Origin of the sequence: Burkholderia sp. AU45388, assembly GCF_030481585.1 — a bacterium.
In the GTDB taxonomy this organism is placed as follows: Bacteria; Pseudomonadota; Gammaproteobacteria; order Burkholderiales; family Burkholderiaceae; genus Burkholderia; species Burkholderia sola.
In genome coordinates, this window is sequence record NZ_JAUJPV010000002.1 from 1 (window position 1) to 21,836 (window position 21,836).

Sequence of the window (21,836 nt, forward strand, 5' to 3'; positions counted from 1 at the left end):
ACTTGCATGTGTAAGGCATGCCGCCAGCGTTCAATCTGAGCCAGGATCAAACTCTTCAGTTCAAACCTGTTACTGTTTTCGGTTCGGTTAAGAACCGGTCGCTCACTCAAAGCTGACAGGAATATGAATCACTTCATAAACCTGACTTACTTTAGTGTGAGACTCTTGATACTTTCGCTATCTGATCCGAGGATCAGCTCGCTGCCATCAAGCGCCCACACTTATCGGCTGTTAATTTTTAAAGAGCATTTCTGCGAGGAACCTAGCGTTTCCCGGCAGCGCTGCGTTTTCAGCAGCAGAGAAGCGAGATTATGAACCGTGTTTCGCAGCTCGTCAACAACTTTCTACACGACTTCGTTGCGACTGCGGGGCTCAACTTCCTGTGCCGCCCAGGCTCGCTACCTCCCGAACCCAACAGCACTGCTTCCCTTCCTCCCGCGCCGCGTTTGCGTTAGCGCGAAAGAGGCGTGATTCTAAGCAGCTCACGTCGTGAGCGCAAGGGGTTTCGCGAAAAAATAAGGTGCCGCACGCTATCGCGTGCGGCACCTTATATAGAAGCAACCGGAATCGTCAGGAAGCCGCGCGCACCTGGCGCGCGACGATCTCCATATAACGAGCGAGATCCGGCGTCATCTTGCCTTCCTCCTTCGCCGTGTCGTCCCAGCGGCGCAGGCGCAACGCGTCCTCGGCGAAGGGCCGCCGCAGGAACGCCACCGCCTCCTCGTCACTGAAGATGCCGCCCTGCAACGCCAGACTGCGCACGGAGTCCGGCGACAGACTCTCGAAGTAGCCGGGAACCGTACGGCACAGGCAGCGCTTCGCGTCGACGTGCAGCCGGATCGGCTCCAGCACCGCATCGGCAAACAGCGGCCGCAGGAACGGCAGCACGTAATACTGATGCAGATCATCGATCCCGCGCGCGCTCGGCGTGTCGCCCTGGCGATTCAGCAAATGGCCGAAGTCGTGCAGGAACGCGGCCGCGACCAGCGCTTCGTCCGCCCCGGATTCCTCCGCCAGCAACCCGCTCTGCAATGCATGTTCGAGCTGCGTGACCGGTTCGCCGCTATAAGCCACATGGCCATGCGTGCGATACAGCTCGTGGATCTCTTCCACCGTCAACGCCATGCGCTTACTCCCAAGGCAGCGAAAACGTCTTCAGGTTCGTGAAGCTCCTCATCGCCTCCTGAACGCCTTCCTTGTAGCCGAGCCCCGAATCCTTGATTCCGCCGAACGGCGACAGCTCGATCCGGTATCCCGGCACTTCCCACACGTTCACCGTGCCGACGTTCAGCTCGTTCACGAATCGCACGACCGCCGCCGTGCTATCCGTACAGACGCCCGACGACAACCCGAATGCGGTGCCGTTGCTGATCCGGATCGCGTCGTCGATCGTGTCGAACGCGATGACGGGCGACACGGGGCCGAAGGTCTCCTCGCGCACGATCGTCATCGACGGATCGACATTGTCGAGCACGGTCGGCGCATACAGCGCGCCGCGCCGCACGTTGCCCGTCAGCAGACGCGCGCCCTGCGCGACCGCCTCGTTCACGCGCGCCTCGAACAGCCGCGCCGCCGCCTCGTCGATCACCGTGCCCATTTCGTTGGCAGGATCGAACGGATCGCCGTATTTCCATGCGCGCGTCTTCTCGACGAGCAATTCGGTGAACGCCGGTGCGATCGAGCGCTGCACCAGCATCCGCTTGACGGCCGTGCAGCGCTGGCCCGAATTCCGGTACGAGCCGAGCACCGCCAACGATGCGGCGCGGTCGAGATCGGCATCGGCGAGGACGATCAGCGGATCGTTGCCGCCCAATTCCAGCACGATGCGCCGGTAGCCGGCCCGCGCGGCGATCGCCTTGCCGATCGCGACGCCGCCCGTGAAGGTAATCAGCGACGCATGCGGATGCGTGACGAGTTCGTCCGCGATCTCGGCCGGGCTGCCCGTCAGCACCTGCAGCATCGGCTCCGGCAGCCCGGCTTCATACAGCAGGTCGGCCAGATAGAACGCCGACAGCGGCACCTTCTCCGACGGCTTCACGATCACGCGGTTGTTGGTCGCGATCGCCGGCGCGATCTTGTGCGCGACCTGGTTCATCGGATGATTGAACGGCGTGATCGCGACGATCACGCCGTCGAGCGGCTGACGCTGCGAGAACACGCGCCGCGTCTTGCCGAGGGGCGTCAGGTCGCACGAGAAACTCTGCGCGTCGTCGCGCAGCGCCTCGACCGCCGCGAACTTCAGCACGTCGGCCACGCGGCCGATCTCGTGGCGCGAATCCTGTTTCGACAGCCCCGACTCGAGCGTGATCAGGTCGGACGCTTCCTCGGTGCGCTCGCGCAGCAGCGCAGCCGCCCGTTCGAGAATCTGCGAACGCGCGTAGCGCGTGAGCGTCGGCCGGCAGGCCATCGCGTAATCGAACGCCGCGCGCACGTCGTCGACGCTGGCGAGCGGCACGGTGCCGACGCGCGTGCCGGTGTACGGATCCGTGACGTCGAGCGTGCGCTCGCGCATCGCGCGCGTGCCGCACCAGCGCAATGCTTCGGCACGAAACGACGGATGATCCTGCCGCGGATGAGCCATCATGTCGCGATCCGGTTCAACACGAAATCGAACACGTCGAAGTTGCGCGGGCGGCGGGCAGGATCGTCGCGTTCGATACGGCGATTGAACAGCAACGGCACTTCCTGCTCGGACACGCCGCCATGCGAACGCAACGGCACCGTGAGGCCCGACAGGTCGTGTTCGCGCTCGCGGGTGCCGAGCGTCATGTCGCGGCGGCCGATCACGACGAGATCGCCGATCCGGTCGGCCGGCAGTTCGAAACGGGCGGCGGCTTCCGCGTTGTCGAGCACGAGTTCGATGCCGTCGAGGCCGCCGACGCGCCACATCGCCTCGGCCCGGTCGACGCCCGGCGCCAGGTAGATCGTCGCGAACGACCCGAGCGCACCATGATGCACGACGTACGGATCGGTAATCGGCAGGATCACGCGCGCAGCCCGCGCGCCGTACCAGCCGTCGAACGCATCCTGCAGATAGATCACGTTCGGCCGGCCCGTCGCCGGATCGTGCTTCGCGTTCATCCCGTGGTCGGCCGTGAGGCCGATCGCCCAGCCGAGCGCATCGAGCTGCGCGAGGTAGCCGTCCATCATCGCGTAGAACGCGTTCGCGCCGGCACTGCCCGGCGCGCACTTGTGCTGCACGTAGTCGGTGGTCGACAGGTACATCAGGTCGACCTGCCGCGTCTGCGCGAGCCGTACGCCGGCCGCGAACACGAATTCCGACAACGCCGCGCTGTACACGTCCGGCGACGGCAGGCCGACCCAGTCGAGCACGTCGACGATCCCGTTTTCCGCGAGATTGGCCTGGGCAGCCTTCTCGGCCGAAAAGCAGATGCCCTTCAACTGCCAGCCGAGCAGCCGGCGCAGCTTGTCCTTCGCGGTGACGACGGCCACCCGCGCGCCGGCGTCGGCCACCGCCGCGAGCAGTGTGCCGGCGCGCAGGTAGGCCGGATCGTTCATCATGACTTCGGCGCCGCGCCCGCCGTCGGCGGCCGGATCCCAGAAATAATTGCCGCAGATGCCGTGGACCGCCGGCGGCACGCCGCAGACGATCGACAGGTTGTTCGGGTTGGTGAAGGTCGGCACGACGCAATCGGCGCGCCACGCAGTGCCTTCCGCAATCATCCGGCCGATGAACGGCGCGACGCCCGCTTCCACCGCGCGTTCGAGATAGTCGTACTCGCAGCCGTCGACACAGACGACGACGGTCGGCTCGACCGGCAGCCGGTAGCGTCGGCCGTTGACGTCGATCGAGCGTCCCGCGAGCTTCGTCGACCCGTTGCCGGCGGCCGGTTGCTCGCCGGGGCGCCGCAATGCGAACGCGGCGTTCATGATGCCACCCGCTTGCCGCGCGGCACGCGCGCGGCGATCAGCAGCAGCGCCGCGAGCGACGCGCCGAGCATCAGCAGCGACAGCGCCGATGCCGGCAGGTAATAACCGCGCTCGACCTGGCCGATCACGACGATCGGCACGGTCGCGAAGCCGGGCGGATACACCGTCAGCGTCGCGCCGAGCTCGCCGAGCGACAGCGCGAAGCCGAGCGCGAGGCTCGCGCGCAGCGCCGGCACGAGTTGCGGCAACAGCACGCGGCGCAGCACCATCGCGGGCGGCGCACCGAGGCTCGCGGCGGCTTCTCGCAGCACGGTCAGCTCCGGGCGCAGCGCGGCGGCCGCGCAGCGATAGCAGAACGGCAGAATCAGCGCGAGCTGCACCAGCACGACGATCGCGGCCGAGCTCGACAGGTCGAGCGGCTTCTGGTGATACGCGATCAGCACCGCGAGCCCGAGCACGACGCTCGGCACGCCGTTCGGCACCATCACGAGCGCGTCGACGACCGCGCCGAGGCCGCGCCGATCACGCCCTTCGAGCGCGAGCGCCAGCCACAGCCCGAGAATCGTGCCGAGCGCCGATACGCCGAAGCCGATTTCGAGGCTCGTCAGCAGCGCGTCGTATTCCGGTGAGCCCAGCCGCGCGAACCAGCGCAGGCTGTACCCGGCCGGCAAGATCGTGCCCGACCATTGCGTCGACACGCTCGACAACGCGACGACGATCACCGGCAGCACGAACAGCCAGAAGCACGCGAACGCGGCCAGCGCGAGCGCGGCGCGCGACGCATGCTTGAGCAGCGCGTCGGTCCAGCCGATCTGGTGGCGCGGCACGGCCTGCCCGATACGGAATTCAGCGGACATCGTTTCCTCCCGTCGCACGCCGGTTCACCCGGCGATAAACCGCATACAACGCCAGCGACAGCGACAACATCACGACCGCGCCGGCCGACGCGGTCGGCAGGTCGAGATCGACGGTCGCGCTGCTATAGATCGCGACCGGCAGCGTGACGAGCCGCGCGCTGCCGAGCACGAGCAGGATGCCGAACTCGTTCAGCGTCAGCAGAAAGCACAGCACGGTGCCCGCGGCGATGCCCGGCCATGCGATCGGCAGCACGACGCGGCGCGCGAGCATCCAGCCGGGCGCGCCGAGGCTGCGCGCGGCTTCGATCAGCCGCAAGTCGAGCGTCGCGAACGACGCAAGCGTCGGCCGGACGACGAACGGCGTGTAGAACACGGTCTGCGCGAGAATCACGCCGCCGATGCCGAACAGGAAGTCGAGCGGCGGATTCTCGAGATGGAACAGGTGCTGCAGTGCAATGCCGATCGAGCCTTGCGAGCCGTACAGGAAGATCAGCGTGAACGCGACGAGGAACGACGGAAACGCGACGTACAGCTCCAGGAAGCGCGTGACGAGCGACGCGCCCGGGAACGGCCTGAAGAACAGCAGCGCGGCCAGCAGCACGCCGAGCACCGACGCGGTGCCGGCGCTCGCGAACAGCACGCCGAGCGTCGTCAGCAGCACGTTGCGCGTGTCGGGATTGCCGAAGAAGGTCCGGTACGCGGTGAAACTCAGCCCGTGATCGCCGGTCACGCTCAGCAGCACGAGCCGCACCAGCGGATAGACGACGAGCGGGCCGAGCACGACGATCGCGAGCGCGGCCAGGTGCAGATCGCCCATGCGCCTGCGGCGTCGCGCGGCGGCGGCATGCGCGGCGGCCGACGCGAGCACGTGCGGCGGCAGGCCGGCTTCAGGGCTCGATAAGGACGACATCGTCTGCCTCGCAATGCAGGGACACGCGCGCACCGCGCTCGGGCGCCGCGCCGCGGCCGCGCTGCATCGTCACGCGCACGGGCTCGTCGGGCGCCGCGTCGATCACGACCGCGATCGACAGGTCCGCGCCCTGCCATTCGACGGCCGACACGGTGCCATGCAGGCCGCCGGCCGCGGGCGGCATCACGGTGAGACGCTCGGGACGCACGCATGCGACCTTGTCGCGCACTTCGTGACGCGGATCGCCGAGCGGGAAGATCACGTGCGGCGGCAACAGGTTCGCCGGGCCGAGATAGCGCGCGACGTAGCCGTCGCGCGGTGCGTCGTACAGTTGCTGCGGCGTGCCGAGCTGCGCGATGCGGCCGTCGCGCATCAGCAGCGCGCGGTCGGACAGCACGAGCGCGTCGTCGCGGTCGTGCGTCACGCAGACGACGGTCAGGTTCGGCAGGCGCTCGTGCAGCGCCTTCAGTTCGCTGCGCACCGACGCGCGCAGGTTGGCGTCGAGCGCCGACAGCGGCTCGTCGAGCAGCAGCACGTCGGGTTCGATCACGAGCGCGCGCGCCAGCGCGACGCGCTGCTGCATCCCGCCCGACAATTGCGCGGGCAGATGGTGGCCCGCATCGCCGAGTTGCACGAGCTTCAGCGCATCGGCGACGCGGCGCGTCACTTCCGACGACGCCATCCCGCGTGCACGCAGCCCGAATGCGACGTTCTCGAACACCGACAGGTGCGGGAACAGCGCGTAATTCTGGAACAGTAGACCGAGGTTGCGCTTGTGCGGCGGCGCATGGGTCAGGTCGCGTCCGGCCACGGTCAGCGTGCCGATCAGGCCATCGGCCTTCACGAACCCGGCGATGAAGCGCAGCAGCGTGGTCTTGCCGCAGCCGCTCTTGCCGAGCACGGTCAGAAATTCGCCGGCGCCGATCGATAGCGACAGATCCTCGAGCACCGTGCGGGCGCCGTAGCGCACGCTCAGGTGTTCGATCTGCACGCCGCCCGGCGCGCCGGACCGCAGCGTCGCGTGCGGTTCGGCGGCGCCGAATGCGCCGGGATGGGTCAGGGTGGTATCCACCGGGTTCATCCTCTTGCTCGCTGATACAGGCGGCGTGCGCCGCTCACTTCGGCTTGACGACGTCGAGCTGCTTGCCCGAGCTGCCGATCACATCCTTCTTCCAGCGCTCGATCCATTCCGGCTTCTTCGCCATCACGTGAGTCCAGTCGACCGGGATCAGATTCACGCCCGCGATCGCCTTCTTGACCGCTTCGCCGTTCTTGCCGGCCAGCGGCACGTCCGTGCGGCCCGGGATGCCGTACATGTCCGGCACCTTCGATTGCACTTCCGTCGACATCAGGTAGTCGATCAGCTTCCGGCCGGCGTCCTGGTTCGGGCCGCTCTTGATCAGGCCGATGCCGTACGGCAGCTGGAACGTGGTCGGCCGATCGCCGTCCTTCGCGGCCAGGAAGATCGGCTTGACCGACAACGCGCCGTGTTCGGCGTCGTCGAGATCCATCTGCAGGTCGCCGTTCGCGACGCTGATCTCGTTACGCGACAGCAGCACGTTCAGGTAGCCCGTGCCCTTCGTGTGGAACTTCACGCTCTGCGACAGCTTCGCGAGGTAGTCGAACGCCTTGTCCTCGCCCATCAGCGACGTCGTCAGGATCAGCACGGCCATCCCGTCGCCGGCCGTGGCCGGGTTCGAGTACGCGACCTTGCCGGCGTAGGCCGGCGCGAGCAGGTCGGCGAACGTCTTCGGCTGGTTCTTCACGACGTCCGGGTTGATGGCGAACGAGAAGTAGTTGTTGACGAAGGTCGCCCACGTGCCGTCCTCGGCCTTCGCGATGGCCGGCACGTTCTTGTAGTTCACGCTCTGGTACGGCTGCAGCAGGCCCATCTGGCCGGCTTGCTGGATGAACGGCGGCAGCGTGACGATCACGTCGGCCTTCGGGGAATTCTTCTCGATGTTCGCGCGGTTCACCACCTCGCCGCTGCCCGCCGTCACGATGTTGACCTTCACGCCTTCCTTCTTTTCGAAAGCCGGCAGCACATCGCGATAGAGGTTCTCGAGGCCATCCGCCGTGTACAGCACGACCGCATTTGCCGCGTGCGCCGGCATCGCGACGCCTTGCAGCAGGCCGGCGGCGCAGGCGGCCAGCGCGAGCTTGCGGAATGCGCCGGCGGCGGCGCGCGAGGGTTTCTGCAGTGTCATCTCACTTCTCCGTAGGCGGAACACCAAACGGCCGGGGCACGATCCGGCTCTCCTGTTATCTCCGGGCAGGCCGCTGAACGGCCGCCGCGCCGCCGCGCTCGGGCTGGGTATCGCGCGGCAACCGAAGGATCACAGCGTTCGATGACAAAGCCGTGACGAATGCCACAATTTCCAAAAAATGACACATTTTGCCACTATCATGCACGTCATCCGGAAATGCCGCCCGGCGTTTCGTTCGCCCTTTGCTGGAGACAAAAGCCATGCCCGCCCCGATCCTGCTCACGCCCGGCCCGCTCACCACGTCCGCCACGACACGCCACGCAATGCAACATGACTGGGGGTCGTGGGACGCCGCTTTCAATCAACTGACGGCCAGCGTTTGCGCGGATCTCGTCGCCATCGCGCAGGGCGGCGACGCATATGTGTGCGTGCCGATGCAGGGCAGCGGCACGTTCTCGGTCGAAGCGGCGCTCGGCACGCTGGTGCCGCGCGACGGCGTCGTGCTGGTGCCCGACAACGGCGCGTATTGCGCGCGCATCCTGAAGATCCTCGGCCGGCTCGGCATCGACGCGATCGCGTTGCCATTCGGCGAGGACGCGGCCGTCGACGCGGCGGCCGTCGAGGCCGCATTCGCGCGGGAGCCGCGCATCACGCACGTCGCGCTCGTGCACCTGGAAACGAGCGCGGGGATCCTGAATCCGCTCGATGCGATCGCGGCCGCATGCCGGCGGCACGGCAAGCGGCTGATCGTCGATGCGATGAGTTCGTTCGGCGCGCTGCCGATCGCGCTGGCGGACAGCGGCATCGACGCGCTGATCTCGGCCAGCGGCAAATGCCTGGAAGGCGTGCCGGGAATGGGGTTCGCGATCGTGCGGCGCGACGCGCTCGATGCGAGCGAAGGCCACTCGCGGTCGCTCGCGCTCGATCTCCACGATCAGTACGCGTATCTGCGCAAGACGGGGCAATGGCGCTTCACGCCACCGACGCACGTGCTTGCCGCACTGCGCGCCGCGCTCGACCAGTACCTCGCCGAAGGCGGCCAGCCGGCGCGCGGGGCACGCTATGCGGAGAACTGCCGGACGCTCGTCGAATCGATGCGCGCGCTCGGCTTCGTGCCGTTCCTCGACGCGAACGTGCAGGCGCCGGTGATCGTCACGTTTCACGCGCCCGACCATCCGGCCTACGATTTCCGCCGCTTCTACGACGCGGTGCGCGACGCGGGCTTCATCCTGTATCCGGGCAAGCTCACGCGGCGCGAGACGTTCCGCGTCGGCTGCATCGGCGCGATCGATGCCGGCGATATCCGGCGTGCGGTCGCCGCCATCGCGGCCGCGGTCGAATCGCTCGGCATCGCGATGCAGCACGCATGAGGTGGCGGACATGCGGGCCCGCCCGCCGGCGCCCGCAAACAAAAAAGCCCGGCGGCCGATCGGCCGCCGGGCGAACGCACCCTGTGTGCGGGGAACCAGCGCTTACAGCTCGATCCGCTTGATATCGCCGACGACGAAGATGTACGACAGCGCACCGATCAGCGCGATCACGCCGATGAACACGAGCGCGCCGACGAACGAGCCGGTGGACGCGACGATGAAGCCGACGACGAGCGGCGTGATGATGCCGGCGAGGTTCGCCGCGAAGTTGAAGATGCCGCCCGTCACGCCGAGCAGGCCGTCCGGCGCGATGTCCGACACGAGCGTCCAGCCGAGCGCGGCCATCCCCTGCGCGAAGAACGCGACCGACATGATGGCGATCACCGCCTCGTTGCTCTGCACGTAGTTCGCGAGAATGATCGTCGACGCGAGCAGCAGGCCGGCGATGATCGGCAGCTTGCGCGCGAGGTTCGCGGACTTGCCGCGGCGCAGCAGCCAGTCGGAGAAGATCCCGCCGAACATCACGCCGACCGACGCGGCGATGAACGGCATCACCGCGAAGAAGCCGATCTTCAGCCAGCCCATGTGGCGTTCGGTCGCCAGATAGGTCGGGAACCAGGTCAGGAAGAACACGAGCGTCGAGTTACCGGCGAACTGGCCAAGGCAGATGCCCGCGAGCTGGCGCTTCTTCACCAGCTTGCCGACCATCGACCAGCTGAACTTGGCCTGCGCCGGCTTGTCGCCGCTCTTGCGCGCACCGTGAACGAGGCCGCCGCCCGCTTCGATGTACGCGAGTTCCTCCGAGTTCGCGCCCGGATGGTTGCGCGGCTCGTGGTAGAACTTCCACCAGACGAGGCCGAACGCGATGCCGACCCCGCCCACGACCCAGAACAGCGAGCGCCAGCCGAACGCGCCCATCAGCGCGAACAGCACCGGGCTGAAGAACGCGAGGCCGATGTATTCGCCGACGGTATAGGTGCCGGTCGCCATCGCGCGCTCGTTCTGCGGAAACCACGTCGCGACGACGCGGCTGTTGGTCGGGAAGCACGGCGCTTCCGTCACGCCGAGACCGAGCCGGCATGCGAGCAGCGTCGCGATGCCCGGCACGAAGCCTTGCAGGAGCGTGCACAGCGACCACAGCGTCATCGACCAGTAATAGGTGACCTTGCTGCCGAAGCGGTCGAGGAACAGGCCGCCGGGCACCTGCATCGCCACGTACGTCCACGAAAACGCGGAGAACATGATGCCCATCACGGCCGCGTTGATGCCGAGCTCCTTGGTGAGCTGCGGCGCAGCCACGCCCAGCACGGTGCGGTCGAGATAGTTGATCATCGTGCCGATCGCGAGCAGCGCGAGGATCTTGTAGCGCGCCGACGTGCGCCGGACCGTGCCGGCCGCCTGCGCCGGCGCGGCGCTCGTGTGGGTGGTGTGCTGCATGGTCGTCTCCTGGTCTCTTTCTGTGTCTGTAAGGGGTCAGCGCGCGACGAGCGACTGAAAGTGATCGAACATCCGCTCGGCGTCGGGCGTGCGCCCGGTGAAGAGCTCGAACGCGTCGACGGCCTGGTACACGGCCATCCCGCCGCCCGGCAGCGTCGCGCAGCCGGCCGCGCGGGCGGCGTGGATCAGTTCGGTTTCAAGCGGGAAATACACGATGTCGGCCACCCACATGCCCGCATGCAGCAACTCGGCCGGCAGCGGCAGGCCCGGATGCTTGGCCATGCCGGTCGGCGTGCAGTGGATCAGGCCGGTCGCCACGCGCATCGCGGCCGTGAGATCGCTGCCCGGCGTGACCCGGGCGGCGGGGAAGCGCTGCTGCAATTCGCCCGCCAGCGCAGTCGCGCGCGTGCCGTCGACGTCGAAAATCGTCAGTTCGGCCGCGCCCATCTGCAGCGCCGCGTGCGCGACGGCCGCGCCCGCGCCGCCCGCGCCGAGCTGGACGACGCGTGCGAGCGACGCGCCGGGCAGCCCGCGGCTGAACGATTTCGCGAAGCCCGACCAGTCGGTGTTGTGACCGATCCGCTTGCCGTCCTTGAACAGCACGGTGTTCACCGCGCCGAGCGCACGCGCGTCGTCCGACAGCGCGTCCAGGTGCTCGATCACGCGCTGCTTGCACGGGTGCGTGATGTTCAGCCCGTTGTAGCCCATCCGCTGCGCGGCGTCGAGCAGTTGCGGCAGTGCGTCGGCGGTCACGCCGAGCACGTCGAGATCGATGCGCCGGTACACGTAGCCGAAGCCCTGGCGGAACCCCTCTTCCTCGTGCATCGCGGGCGACAGCGAACCGCCGATGCCCTGGCCGATCAGGCCGATCAGGAACGACGGACGGCTCATCGTGCGGCTCCCTTCGCGAACACCGTCGCCAGGCGCTGCAGCGCGAACACGTAGCCTTCTGTGCCGCAGCCGCAGATCACGGCTTCGGCGAGCGCCGACACATACGAATGGTGGCGGAACGCCTCGCGGCGATGGACGTTCGAGATATGCACTTCGATGACCGGCTTCGCGATCGCGGACAGCGCGTCGGCCAGCGCCACCGACGTATGCGTATAGGCGGCCGGGTTGATCACGATGCCGTGCGTGTCGTGACGCGCGGCGTGCAGCCAGTCGATCAGCTGGTGCTCGGCATTCGACTGGCGAAAGTCGATTTCCAGCCCGAGCCCTTCCCCCGCCGTACGGCAGCGCTGCTCGAGGTCGGCGAGCGTTTCCGCGCCGTAGATATGGGGCTCGCGCGTGCCCAACAGATTCAGGTTCGGGCCGTTCAGCACCAGTACCTTGTGCTTGCTCATCGTGTTTCTGCTCCTGAAACAGGGGCGGACCACGATCGGCGCCGCCCCGAAGACATCGGAATTTGGCGCTAGTGTGCGCCCGCGCAAGCGGGCTGTCTTTCCGGGTTTTCGCTAATTTGTACCATCTAGTTAGTTTGTACAATACGGATGACTAGCCTAGTAAATTCGGGATATGGCGCGTGCATCGAACTCAACGACTGGTTCATTCAGGGTCGGTTCGACACGGTCGGTTAGACACGGTCGGTCAGACCGGCGTCATGCCCCGCTCATCCGCAGGAATCGCCCCATGCAGCGCTCGATCGCCACCGTGTCCCTGTCCGGCACGCTCGCCGAGAAGCTCGCCGCCGTCCAGGCCGCGGGCTTCGACGGCGTCGAAATCTTCGAAAACGACCTCGTCTACTTCGACGGATCGCCGGCCGACGTCCGGCGCATGGCCGCCGATCTCGGCCTCGACATCGTGCTGTTCCAGCCGTTTCGCGACTTCGAGGGCGTGAGCGCGGCCCAGCTCGCGCGCAATCTCGACCGGATCAAGCGCAAGTTCGACGTGATGCATGCGCTCGGCACCGACCGCATCCTCGTGTGCAGCAGCGTGGCGGCCGACACGATCGCCGACGACGGCTTGCTCGTCGACCAGCTCGGCGTGCTCGCCGAAGCCGCGCGGCAGGCCGGCGTGGTGGCCGCGTACGAAGCGCTCGCGTGGGGCCGCGTCGTGAAGCGGTACGGCCACGCGTGGAAGCTCGTCAATGCGGTGAACAGCCCGCACCTCGGCCTCGCGCTCGACAGCTTCCACACGCTGTCGCTCGACGATTCGCCGGACGGGATCGCCGACATCCCCGGCGACCGGATCGCCTTCGTGCAGATCGCCGACGCGCCGAAGCTCGTGATGGACGTGCTCGAATGGAGCCGCCACTACCGCTCGTTCCCGGGCCAGGGCGACTTCGACCTGGCGCGCTTCACCGCGCGCGTGATCGAGTCGGGTTACACGGGGCCGCTGTCGCTCGAGATCTTCAACGACGGCTTCCGCGCGGCGCCGACCGCGCTCACGGCCGCCGACGGCCACCGCTCGCTGCTCTATCTGGAAGACCTGACGCGCGCGCGGCTCGCCCAGGAGGGCCGCGCGCCGGCCGCCAGCCAGCCGCTGTTCGCGCCGCCCGCGCCGCCCGCGCACGTCGGGTTCCAGTTCATCGAATTCGCGGTCGACGCGCAGGCGGCGGCGACCGTCGGCGAATGGCTCGGCCGGATGCGCTTCCGGCTCGCCGGCCGGCATCGCTCGAAGGACGTGACGCTGTTCCAGCACGGCGCCGCATCGATCGTGCTGAACGCCGAGCGCGACTCGTTCGCCGATGCGTTCTTCCAGCAGCACGGGCTGTCGCTGTGCGCGTCGGCGTTCCGCGTCGACGACGCCAAAGTGGCGTTCGAGCGCGCGGCCGGCTTCGGCTACGCGCCGTTCTCCGGCCGCGTCGGGCCGAACGAGCGCGTGCTGCCGAGCGTGAAGGCACCGGACGGCAGCCTCGAATATTTCGTCGACGAAGCGCCGAATGCGCCAACCCTGTACGAATCGGACTTCGTGCTGACCGACATCGACGGCCCGACCGAAGTCGGCCCGCTGACGGGCATCGACCATGTGTGCCTCGCGCTGCCGGCCGACGCGCTCGACACGTGGATCCTGTTCTTCAAGACGGCGTTCGGGTTCGAGGCCGAGCGCAGCTGGCTCGTGCCCGACCCGTACGGGCTGATGCGCAGCCGCGCGGTGCGCAGCGCCGACGGCTCGGTGCGGATCGCGCTGAACGCGTCGGTCGACCGTCACACGGCCGTCGCCGAATCGCTCGACCGCTACCACGGCACCGGGCTGAACCACGTCGCGTTCCGCACCGACGACATCGTGAAGACGGTCGCCGCGTTCGCGGCCGATGGCGTCCCGTTCCTGCGCATTCCGGCCAACTACTACGACGATCTCGCCGCGCGCTACGCGCTGCCGGACGAACTGATCGACACGCTGAGCGCGCACCACCTGCTCTACGACCGCGACGAACAAGGCGGCGAATTCCTGCATGCGTATACGGAACTGGTCGACAACCGCTTCTCGCTCGAGATCGTCGAGCGGCGCGGCGGGTACGACGGCTATGGCGCGGCAAATGCGGCCGTGCGGCTCGCCGCGCAGGCGCAGCGGCGGAAATAAGGAAAACGGGCGAATCAACCTGTTGGGGCCGGATCGCATCGCGCGATTCGGCTATCACGCAACGGGGCCCATCTCGCGTACGCCATCGCGGTAAATCGCACCGCCAGATACCGGCCGCGCGGCCGATCGAGCTCGCGCCAGCAACCCGCACGCCGTCCGGCGTTACATCCCGTAACCCGTACCGCGGTGCAGCATTGGGCCGCGCACTATGATTTTAAGAACCGCTTAAGTCTTCGACGGCACCATCCGCAACCAGTACCCGATGGTTATCTCGAAAAGGAGGACAGCGATGAGCGCCGTAGAAGCACCCGCGGGCCGCCCGGCCGCGCCCCCTGCAAAGAAGACGATGCTGCGCCGCCTGCTCAGTCATCATGAAATCGCGACGTTGCTCGTGCTGCTGCATGCACCGATCGGCGCGAACGCCAAACCCGAATTGCCCGCGTTGCAGGAAGCCGGCCTCGTCGAAATGGTCAAGCTCGACCCCGATACGGCCCCGAGCTTCCGGCTGACCGAAGACGGCACGGCCATCCTGAAAGGACTCGGCTACCGCTGAGCCATCGTTTCCCGACGCTTCACCCTTTCCCGTTTCCCCGCCTTACCCCGCCCCCTGCGACGCGCCGGCCACGCCGGCGCGTCGCGTCACCCTGCCCGCTCCTGCAGCATCAACCGGTATTCCGTCGGCGTCACGCCGACCGTCGCCTTGAACTGGCGCGTGAACGCGCTGTGATCCGTGTAGCCGCATAGCGCGGCGACGTCGGTCACCTTGTCGTGCGTGACGAGCAGCGCGGTGGCCGCGTCGAGCCGCGTCTTCAGCAGCACCTGGCGCGGCGTCAGGTGGAACACCTTGTGGAAGTAGCGCTCGAGCTGCGCGACCGACATCCCGGCCATCTGCGCGAGGTGCTTCAGGTTCAGCGGCTGCACGTAGTGATCCTGGATGTGCTGGACCACGTCGGCGAGCCGGCTGTACGCCGGGTGCGAGCCTTCGTGCGCCTTCAGGTCGCGCGAGATGCCCGCGAGGCCGACCACCCCGCCCGCGGCGTCGCGCAGCGGCTCCTTGCAGGTCAGGCACCAGCCCGGCTGGCGGCCCGGATACAGGTGCAGCTCGAGCTGGTCCATCAACTGCTGGCCGGCGTTGATCGTCGCCATGTCCTGCTCGAAATAGCTGCGGCCGAAGCGGCGCGGAAACACCTCGTCGGCCGTCTTGCCGAGCAGGTCGCGCTTGTCCTTGTAGCCGCAGCGCATCGCCAGCGTGCGATTGACGATCGCGTAGCGGCCACTTGCATCCTTCACGAAGAACGCGACGTCCGGCAGCGCATCGAACACCGGTTCGAGCAGGCGAAAATGCGCGAGCATCGCGCCGAAATCGGCGTTGTCGGGCTGGTAGCGCAACGTGTCGGACAGGCTCATGGGCGGTACGGCAAGCAAGGTCGTCATCCCGGCAACCGCGAAGCGAGTGGCAGATGGCGTCGATTATAGGAGCGCCCCTTCGATCGCGTCGCTTCGAATACAGGGCAGGCAAGACCGGTGGCCGGTGGGCGCCGCTGGTTGTGCACGCAACCAACGTACACGGCGCGCGGGCCGGCGAACGTTCTGCCTTCTTCGCAGCCGGCGCAGCGCATCGACACGCCGGCACCCCGCGCCCGAAACCATCATCCTAAAAATGCCGCCCCCCCGCGTCTTGGCGGGTTTGCGCATTCGTCATGACGATTTCGGCATATATCAGGGTAATCGACGATATGCCGATATCGTCGCCGGCCACGCATCGAACGCGCAAGACGCACGCATTTTCGCTGTCTAGACTTCGCTTCACGGTCACGAGACGACCTTCCGCCGCTGCCGCAATCGGCATGCACGGGCCACCGCCACCGCTGTCGCGCACGCCGATTCCGGCACAGCGCGTGCGGCGTGCGGCGCGCCTGCATGGCCGGCGCATCGGCCTGCCGACCGAACCGTCTCGCCCGGTTTACCGGCGTCGCCCGCATGCGGGCGGCAGCCCAACCACGCCATCAAGGGGAAGTGAAAGTGAAGCTGAAGGTATCGCACGTCGCGCTGGCCGCCGCCTGCGCACTGTCGGGCGCGCACGCCATCGCCGCCGACGTCGTCAAGATCGGTTTCGCCGCACCGCTGACCGGCCCGCAGTCGAATTACGGCACGGACATGCAGAAGGGCGTGCAACTCGCGATCGCCGATTTCAACGCGACGCATCCGACGATCGGCGGCAAGCCCGTCACGTTCCAGCTCGACGCGCAGGACGACCAGGCCGACCCGCGCACCGGCACGACCGTCGCGCAGCGGCTGATCGACGACAACGTCCGCGGGATCATCGGCCACTTCAACTCCGGCACGAGCATTCCCGCATCCGACCTCTACGATCGCGCGGGGCTGCCGCAGATCTCGATGGCGACGTCGCCGCAATACACGGCGCGCGGCTACAAGACGACCTACCGGCTGCTGACGAGCGACGCGCAGGCGGGCCGCATCGTCGGCACGTACGCGGTGAAGACGCTGCGCTTCAAGCGCATCGCGATCATCGACGACCGCACGGCCTACGGCCAGGGCATCGCCGACGAATTCGCGAAGGCCGTCGAAGCGGCCGGCGGCACGATCGTCAAGCGCGACTTCACCAACGACAAGGCGCTCGATTTCTCCGCGATCCTGACCAACCTGAAGGGCGTGAATCCGGACGCGGTCTTCTACGGCGGCGGCGACGCGCAATCGTCGCCGATGATCCGCAAGATGCGGCAACTCGGGATGAAGTCGGCGTTCGTGACGGGCGAGATGTCGCGCTCGCCGACGTTCCTGAAGGTCGGCGGCGACGCGGCCGAAGGCGCGATCGTCTACATGGGCGGGCTGCCGAAGGAAAAGATGCCGGGCTTCTCCGGCTACGCGGCACGCTACAAGGCGCGCTTCAACGAAGACGTGATCACGTACTCGCCGTATTCGTACGACGGCACGATCGCGCTGCTCACCGCGATGAAGGACGCGAACTCGACCGATCCGAAGGTATATACGCCGTATCTCGGCAAGGTGTCGATCAAGGGCGTGTCCGCGCCCAGCATCGCGTACGACGCGAAGGGCGACCTGAAGGACGCGCCGGTGACGATCTACAAGGTCGAGCGCGGCGCGTTCAAGCCGGTCGACACGATCGCCGGCAACTGACAACCGATTGGCCCCCAGCCCCGCGCGGCGCGTGCACGGCTCACCGGCCGCCCGCGCCGCGCGCGCTTCGGCTGCATGGTCCGAAGCCGCTCCCGACGCGCGCTCGCGCGCAGGCATTTCGCGCTCCTGTAGAATCCCCCCACCCGCTTTGACGCTTCGTCTCCGCCGCGCCCCATCCCGGTGCGGCGGCGCGTGTTGCGTGCCTCACCCGGCACGCGGCGCGCTTCGACGACGCAAGCCGCGCCTTGTCAGTCCATGCCGAAAAGCGGGCCCTGGAGACGCAGCACCGACAACTACATTCGAAAACCGATCGTCCTGACCATGCAAGCTTCCGAATTGAGCGGCGTGCCTCGCGCCGCCGAACGCGCGCTCACGCGCAGCGACTACAAGACCCTTGGCCTCGCCGCACTCGGCGGCGCCCTCGAGTTCTACGACTTCATCATCTTCGTGTTCTTCGCACCGGCGATAGGGCAACTCTTCTTCCCGCACGACATTCCCGACTGGCTGCGCCAGTTGCAGACGTTCGGCATCTTCGCGGCCGGCTATCTCGCGCGCCCGCTCGGCGGCGTGATCATGGCGCACTTCGGCGACCTGTTCGGCCGCAAGCGGATGTTCACGCTGAGCGTGCTGATGATGTCGGTGCCGACGCTGCTGATGGGCCTGCTGCCGACCTACGACACGATCGGCATCCTCGCGCCGGTGTTGCTGCTGCTGTTCCGCGTGCTGCAAGGCGCGGCGGTCGGCGGCGAAGTGCCGGGCGCGTGGGTGTTCGTGTCCGAGCACGTGCCGTCGCGCCACATCGGCTACGCCTGCGGCACGCTGACCGCGGGCCTCACGGCCGGCATCCTGCTCGGCTCGCTCGTCGCGGCCGGCATCAACAGCCGCTACTCCGCGGCCGAAGTCGGCGCGTTCGCGTGGCGCATCCCGTTCCTGCTCGGCGGCGTGTTCGGGCTGTTCTCCGTGTACCTGCGCCGCTGGCTGCATGAAACGCCGGTGTTCGCCGAGATGAAGGCGAAGAAGGCGCTCGCCGCCGAGATTCCGCTGAAGGCCGTGCTGCGCGACCACGGCCGCGCGGTGATCGTGTCGATGCTGCTCACGTGGATGCTGTCGGCCGCGATCGTCGTCGTGATCCTGATGACGCCCGCGCTGCTGCAGAAACAGTTCCACCTGACGCCCGCCACCACGCTGTTCGCGAACAGCGTCGCGACGCTGTGCCTGACGGCCGGCTGCATCACCGCGGGCTCGCTCGCGGGCTGGATCGGCGCGAAGCGCGTGCTCGCCATCGGCGGCATCGGGCTGGCCGCGTGCTACTACCTGCTGTTCGCGCAGGTCGCGGCCGACGCGTCGACACTGCCGCTCTACTACGGGATCGCGGGCTTCATGGTCGGCACGATCGGCGCGGTGCCGTTCGTGATGGTCAAGAGCTTCCCGGCCGTCGTGCGCTTCTCGGGCATCTCGTTCTCGTACAACGTCGCGTATGCGATCTTCGGCGGGCTCACGCCGGTGATCGTGTCGCTGATGATGAAGTCGAATCCGCTCGCACCGGTCGTGTACGTCGCGACGATCTGCGTGCTCGGCGCGATCGCCGTGCAGTTCTCGAAGGATGCGAAGGACGTGAAGGACGCACGCTGAACCGTCGGCGCGCACGCGCCGGCCGGATGAACGAAGGGCCGAATCCCGCGGCATGCGGGATTCGGCCCTTTTGTCTTGCGTCGGCTTGGCGCCGCGACGCGGATCAGTTCAACGCAGCACGCCGTACGACGAACTCGGCCGGCGCAGCGCGTCGATGCTCGCGCCGCCGGCGCCCGTGACGAACAGCAGCAGGAACCCGCCGGCGATCGCGACGTTCTTCCAGAAGTGAATCACCATGTCGTGCTGGACGGCGGCATTCGTCGCGTCCCAGAAATTGTGTCCGACCATCGCGGTCGCGATCGTGTAGACCGCCATCAGCAACGCGAGCGGCCGGACCTTGTAGCCGACGATCAGCAGCAGGCCGCCCAGCCCCTCGATCGCGACGACGATCGGCGCGACGACCTGTTGATAGGGCACGTTCATCCCGTGCAGATACGCGACGAAATCGCTGTAGCCGAGCAGCTTCATGATGCCGCCCCACAAGAACAACGCCGCCAGCGCCAGGCGTGCGAAAAAAATGACGCCGGAATCGACGGTACGCGTCATGCCTCTCTCCTCGTATGCAATTCGACCGCCCGCACCGGGCGCGCCCGGGCGGTTCGGCGCCGCGCGGCCCGGGAGGGCGCGCGGCAAATGGGCCAGCATAGAGGGTCTTTCCGCCGTGTCCAAGAGGTTGTAGCAAATCTTTACACTGCGGCGGCCGCGCCGGCGGCCCGGCGCGCTGAAAAACGCGTTTAGCCCGCGTCGCTCAACAGCACGCCTTTCTTGAAGATGAAGCAGCCGTAGCCGCGCGTTTCGCCGGTGACGATCACCGCATACGCCTGCTGCGCGCGCTCGTAGAACGCGAAACGTTCGACGCCGGTGAGCGGCACCGCGCGCCCTTCCGCGCGGTCGATCTCGGCCTGCACTTCGCGCTGCACGGGCGGCACCGCGGCTGCGTCGCCGACGACTTCCATCCGCCACGCGGGCGTGTCGACGAACGTGTCGAGCGGCAGCACCGACAGCACCGCGCGCACGACGCGCGCCGAATCGGCGCCGTCGACGCGCAGCGCGCGGCCGACCACCGTGTGCTCGGCAACGGATTCCGCCGGGAAATTCGCGTCGCAGATCGCGATTTCGTCACCGTGGCCCATCGCGCGCAGCGTGTGCAGGATGTCGGCGTGCAGCAGCGGGTCGAGATTCTTCAGCATGTGGGTTGGTCTCCGGGGTGGGTAACGAATCGCATAACGTTACCCGATCCCGGCGGCCGTGGTGCAGGCATCGTTCGCGTTACGACGCGGCGGCCGGCATTTCGTCGATGAAACCCGTGACCGACGCGAGGCGGCCCGACGCGTCGATTCAATCCGGCTCATGCAATCTGATGCGGTACTTGCAAATTCATCGCGTGTTTGCCGTGCATGTATTATCGAGGCTAGCACCGATACCCTTAAAAACAAAATCAACAACTATCTCAATGAATGAATCGGAAAATTGAATACTCTCCGATTCGGCCGCAATACTACCAGCCACCCAATTCACCACTCACATCAATCCGAACAGGAGCCCAATGAATAACGTCGAAAAAATCAGACGAGCCCTAACTGCGATTGCGACTGCATATCATGGAGCTTCATTCCAAAGCATCATTGAATCCGATCGCGAGTGCTTTCGAGGCTTACACGTGACATATGCGACTCGGGCGACGACACTCGACATCCAGGACATACAGCTCGACAAAATCGAAAGCGAGTGCCCGTTGCTAAAAAGCTTCTTTGATGGCACAGGACTCTTGTTCTATACCGACGAAATCTATCAGCAATCTTTGAATGGAAAGGCACCGATAAAAATCGATTTCTCCATTAGTCTTGATAAAAATGTAACCGATGCAGTTCGCTTGTTTGTCGAAGGCAAGCAGCCGTCACAACCTCAAAACCTGTACAAACTGCTGAAGCTCGCCTGCGGTCGTGGAGCAAGAAGTTTCAATTTCGATTACTTTGCCTACCTCTCCGAAGAATTCGAGCATTTCTCCGTAGAAGGGAACAATCGCCCTGTTCAGACCTTGATGGCGCTCAAGAAGCTCGATCACTTCGCCCCCGGCGCACTGGACGAGTCCCCAGGCAAACCAATATTCACCGTATCCGAAGACGAAATTGATTCGATCGTTCAGGACACGCTCAAGACCGTCGTGTTTGCCGAGCCCATGCGCTATCTGCAGACACGTCGACTAGCAACCTACCTTGTGCTTTTGAAAGCTGCATTACTGAATTGGCACGGGCAGCAGCGCGAACCCGTTCAGGCGCTGGAAGAGCTGGTGATGTTTAGTCTTGAGACGCTGGGCAAGTTTCCCAAGGCAGAAATCTACTTTGCGTGGAAATTGCTCGGCGGTGCCGGGGAAGTCCCTCTGTTCTTCACACCTGTAACCCAGCCGACAATGAAGTCTCTCGAACGCCTGCGGAGCATGTCATGGGATTTGACGTTGTTCCGAATGGCAGAGCTCTTGTCAGCAACGCCGCGGACAATTGGAACCGGCCATGCCGACTTCTTCGTCCCCTTCGTGGCCTCCTACGACGGCAAGTTCCGAGAAATGGTCGACGCCTGCCCATTGCAAGCAATCGTAATCGACTACACGTTCAAGGCCGTCAATCTCGTCTTTCGCGATGAATTCCCGTTTCAGCGCGACCTGTCAACCGCATCCGAGCGAGTCATGCGAAAGCTCAACGACCACCAGGCTTCCGCGCGCCGGCTACATAGCGACCTCGATCATCAACAACTCGAACGAGAGGTGCGCACGCTTGAGCAGGAAGCCTTAGCTCACCTCGCCACTCGCTGACGTCATCCAACCTCATCCCGTCGTATTGCTCAACAGCGGTTC

The 21,836-nt window shown here is 66.3% G+C and carries 20 protein-coding genes; 6 read left to right on the top strand and 14 right to left on the bottom strand.

The features are described from left to right. Positions 1-570 precede the first annotated feature (570 nt). From QZM72_RS03820 to QZM72_RS03855, 8 genes are read right to left on the bottom strand one after another with little or no spacing between them, the layout of a single operon-like run. Complete coding sequence (locus QZM72_RS03820; RefSeq protein ID WP_089470645.1) at positions 571-1,125, bottom strand: phosphonate degradation HD-domain oxygenase; 555 nt, start codon at positions 1,123-1,125, stop codon at positions 571-573. Positions 1,126-1,129: 4 nt separating this feature from the next. Then, positions 1,130-2,584: a phosphonoacetaldehyde dehydrogenase gene (phnY, locus tag QZM72_RS03825; protein WP_089470646.1), complete on the bottom strand. Its 1,455-nt coding sequence runs from the start codon at positions 2,582-2,584 to the stop codon at positions 1,130-1,132. Then, positions 2,581-3,891, bottom strand: coding sequence for a phosphonoacetate hydrolase (phnA, locus tag QZM72_RS03830; protein ID WP_089470647.1), 1,311 nt, complete (start codon positions 3,889-3,891; stop codon positions 2,581-2,583). Before phnA ends, phnY begins: the two co-directional genes overlap by 4 nt. Further along, positions 3,888-4,748, bottom strand: coding sequence for a 2-aminoethylphosphonate ABC transport system, membrane component PhnV (gene phnV, locus QZM72_RS03835; RefSeq protein ID WP_089470648.1), 861 nt, complete (start codon positions 4,746-4,748; stop codon positions 3,888-3,890). The genes phnA and phnV overlap by 4 nt, the downstream gene beginning before the upstream one ends. Further along, positions 4,738-5,658, bottom strand: coding sequence for a 2-aminoethylphosphonate ABC transporter permease subunit (gene phnU, locus QZM72_RS03840; RefSeq protein WP_089470649.1), 921 nt, complete (start codon positions 5,656-5,658; stop codon positions 4,738-4,740). Before phnU ends, phnV begins: the two co-directional genes overlap by 11 nt. Then, positions 5,636-6,739 carry a 2-aminoethylphosphonate ABC transport system ATP-binding subunit PhnT gene (phnT, locus tag QZM72_RS03845; protein WP_301737244.1) on the bottom strand — a complete coding sequence of 368 codons (1,104 nt, stop codon included), beginning with the start codon at positions 6,737-6,739 and terminating at the stop codon, positions 5,636-5,638. The genes phnU and phnT overlap by 23 nt, the downstream gene beginning before the upstream one ends. 34 nt (positions 6,740-6,773) lie before the next feature. Further along, entirely contained in the window at positions 6,774-7,865 is a 1,092-nt protein-coding gene (phnS, locus tag QZM72_RS03850) for a 2-aminoethylphosphonate ABC transporter substrate-binding protein (RefSeq protein WP_089470651.1), read from the bottom strand. Between the two features lie 55 nt (positions 7,866-7,920). Next, a complete protein-coding gene (locus tag QZM72_RS03855) occupies positions 7,921-8,127 on the bottom strand; it encodes a hypothetical protein (protein ID WP_301737245.1) in 207 nt (68 codons plus the stop codon). Here QZM72_RS03855 and QZM72_RS03860 point away from each other — a divergent pair. After that, positions 8,126-9,235: a 2-aminoethylphosphonate--pyruvate transaminase gene (locus tag QZM72_RS03860; RefSeq protein ID WP_301737246.1), complete on the top strand. Its 1,110-nt coding sequence runs from the start codon at positions 8,126-8,128 to the stop codon at positions 9,233-9,235. The two genes, QZM72_RS03855 and QZM72_RS03860, sit on opposite strands and share 2 nt — an antisense overlap. A gap of 102 nt (positions 9,236-9,337) precedes the next feature. Here the strand turns inward: QZM72_RS03860 and QZM72_RS03865 are convergent, their stop codons facing one another. Genes QZM72_RS03865 through aroQ form a run of 3 tightly spaced genes read right to left on the bottom strand, consistent with a single transcriptional unit; the run spans position 9,338 to position 12,015 of the window. Continuing rightward, positions 9,338-10,672 carry an MFS transporter gene (locus tag QZM72_RS03865; protein ID WP_089470653.1) on the bottom strand — a complete coding sequence of 445 codons (1,335 nt, stop codon included), beginning with the start codon at positions 10,670-10,672 and terminating at the stop codon, positions 9,338-9,340. Positions 10,673-10,708: 36 nt separating this feature from the next. Further along, positions 10,709-11,563, bottom strand: a complete 855-nt coding sequence (locus QZM72_RS03870; protein WP_301737247.1) for a shikimate dehydrogenase — start codon at positions 11,561-11,563, stop codon at positions 10,709-10,711. After that, positions 11,560-12,015, bottom strand: coding sequence for a type II 3-dehydroquinate dehydratase (aroQ, locus tag QZM72_RS03875; RefSeq protein WP_050017300.1), 456 nt, complete (start codon positions 12,013-12,015; stop codon positions 11,560-11,562). Before aroQ ends, QZM72_RS03870 begins: the two co-directional genes overlap by 4 nt. Before the next feature lie 286 nt (positions 12,016-12,301). Here aroQ and QZM72_RS03880 point away from each other — a divergent pair, with 286 nt between their 5' ends. Next, entirely contained in the window at positions 12,302-14,194 is a 1,893-nt protein-coding gene (locus QZM72_RS03880; RefSeq protein WP_301737248.1) for a bifunctional sugar phosphate isomerase/epimerase/4-hydroxyphenylpyruvate dioxygenase family protein, read from the top strand. A 289-nt stretch (positions 14,195-14,483) separates the two neighbouring features. Next, entirely contained in the window at positions 14,484-14,747 is a 264-nt protein-coding gene (locus tag QZM72_RS03885) for a hypothetical protein (RefSeq protein ID WP_089470656.1), read from the top strand. An 86-nt stretch (positions 14,748-14,833) separates the two neighbouring features. Here the strand turns inward: QZM72_RS03885 and QZM72_RS03890 are convergent, their stop codons facing one another. Next, on the bottom strand, positions 14,834-15,628 hold the full coding sequence (locus tag QZM72_RS03890) for an AraC family transcriptional regulator (protein ID WP_089470657.1): 795 nt from the start codon (positions 15,626-15,628) through the stop codon (positions 14,834-14,836). A 588-nt stretch (positions 15,629-16,216) separates the two neighbouring features. On the opposite strand from QZM72_RS03890, the gene QZM72_RS03895 reads away from it, so the two are divergent. Together QZM72_RS03895 and QZM72_RS03900 are read left to right on the top strand one after the other, a co-directional pair. Then, positions 16,217-17,353, top strand: a complete 1,137-nt coding sequence (locus QZM72_RS03895; RefSeq protein ID WP_089470919.1) for a branched-chain amino acid ABC transporter substrate-binding protein — start codon at positions 16,217-16,219, stop codon at positions 17,351-17,353. 321 nt (positions 17,354-17,674) lie between these two features. Beyond that, complete coding sequence (locus QZM72_RS03900; protein WP_301737249.1) at positions 17,675-18,985, top strand: MFS transporter; 1,311 nt, start codon at positions 17,675-17,677, stop codon at positions 18,983-18,985. Between the two features lie 108 nt (positions 18,986-19,093). On the opposite strand, the gene QZM72_RS03905 is transcribed toward QZM72_RS03900, so the two are convergent. Next, positions 19,094-19,531, bottom strand: a complete 438-nt coding sequence (locus QZM72_RS03905; protein ID WP_006491342.1) for a DoxX family protein — start codon at positions 19,529-19,531, stop codon at positions 19,094-19,096. Positions 19,532-19,719: 188 nt separating this feature from the next. Then, positions 19,720-20,175 carry an RbsD/FucU family protein gene (locus QZM72_RS03910; RefSeq protein WP_041489346.1) on the bottom strand — a complete coding sequence of 152 codons (456 nt, stop codon included), beginning with the start codon at positions 20,173-20,175 and terminating at the stop codon, positions 19,720-19,722. A 356-nt stretch (positions 20,176-20,531) separates the two neighbouring features. Between QZM72_RS03910 and QZM72_RS03915 the strand changes: the two genes are divergently transcribed. Further along, on the top strand, positions 20,532-21,794 hold the full coding sequence (locus QZM72_RS03915) for a hypothetical protein (RefSeq protein WP_301737250.1): 1,263 nt from the start codon (positions 20,532-20,534) through the stop codon (positions 21,792-21,794). Positions 21,795-21,836 lie beyond the last annotated feature (42 nt).

Bases quoted from the DNA above. Each gene is read 5' to 3' on its own strand.
- phnY (WP_089470646.1), bottom strand. From the start codon at position 2,584: ATGATGGCTCATCCGCGGCAGGATCATCCGTCGTTTCGTGCCGAAGCA.
- aroQ (WP_050017300.1), bottom strand. From the start codon at position 12,015: ATGAGCAAGCACAAGGTACTGGTGCTGAACGGCCCGAACCTGAATCTG.
- QZM72_RS03855 (WP_301737245.1), bottom strand. From the start codon at position 8,127: ATGGCTTTTGTCTCCAGCAAAGGGCGAACGAAACGCCGGGCGGCATTT.
- QZM72_RS03905 (WP_006491342.1), bottom strand. From the start codon at position 19,531: ATGACGCGTACCGTCGATTCCGGCGTCATTTTTTTCGCACGCCTGGCG.
- phnV (WP_089470648.1), bottom strand. From the start codon at position 4,748: ATGTCCGCTGAATTCCGTATCGGGCAGGCCGTGCCGCGCCACCAGATC.
- QZM72_RS03860 (WP_301737246.1), top strand. From the start codon at position 8,126: ATGCCCGCCCCGATCCTGCTCACGCCCGGCCCGCTCACCACGTCCGCC.
- phnU (WP_089470649.1), bottom strand. From the start codon at position 5,658: ATGTCGTCCTTATCGAGCCCTGAAGCCGGCCTGCCGCCGCACGTGCTC.
- QZM72_RS03885 (WP_089470656.1), top strand. From the start codon at position 14,484: ATGAGCGCCGTAGAAGCACCCGCGGGCCGCCCGGCCGCGCCCCCTGCA.
- QZM72_RS03900 (WP_301737249.1), top strand. From the start codon at position 17,675: ATGCAAGCTTCCGAATTGAGCGGCGTGCCTCGCGCCGCCGAACGCGCG.
- phnS (WP_089470651.1), bottom strand. From the start codon at position 7,865: ATGACACTGCAGAAACCCTCGCGCGCCGCCGCCGGCGCATTCCGCAAG.
- QZM72_RS03870 (WP_301737247.1), bottom strand. From the start codon at position 11,563: ATGAGCCGTCCGTCGTTCCTGATCGGCCTGATCGGCCAGGGCATCGGC.
- QZM72_RS03890 (WP_089470657.1), bottom strand. From the start codon at position 15,628: ATGACGACCTTGCTTGCCGTACCGCCCATGAGCCTGTCCGACACGTTG.
- phnA (WP_089470647.1), bottom strand. From the start codon at position 3,891: ATGAACGCCGCGTTCGCATTGCGGCGCCCCGGCGAGCAACCGGCCGCC.
- QZM72_RS03910 (WP_041489346.1), bottom strand. From the start codon at position 20,175: ATGCTGAAGAATCTCGACCCGCTGCTGCACGCCGACATCCTGCACACG.
- phnT (WP_301737244.1), bottom strand. From the start codon at position 6,739: ATGAACCCGGTGGATACCACCCTGACCCATCCCGGCGCATTCGGCGCC.
- QZM72_RS03820 (WP_089470645.1), bottom strand. From the start codon at position 1,125: ATGGCGTTGACGGTGGAAGAGATCCACGAGCTGTATCGCACGCATGGC.
- QZM72_RS03865 (WP_089470653.1), bottom strand. From the start codon at position 10,672: ATGCAGCACACCACCCACACGAGCGCCGCGCCGGCGCAGGCGGCCGGC.
- QZM72_RS03880 (WP_301737248.1), top strand. From the start codon at position 12,302: ATGCAGCGCTCGATCGCCACCGTGTCCCTGTCCGGCACGCTCGCCGAG.
- QZM72_RS03915 (WP_301737250.1), top strand. From the start codon at position 20,532: ATGAATAACGTCGAAAAAATCAGACGAGCCCTAACTGCGATTGCGACT.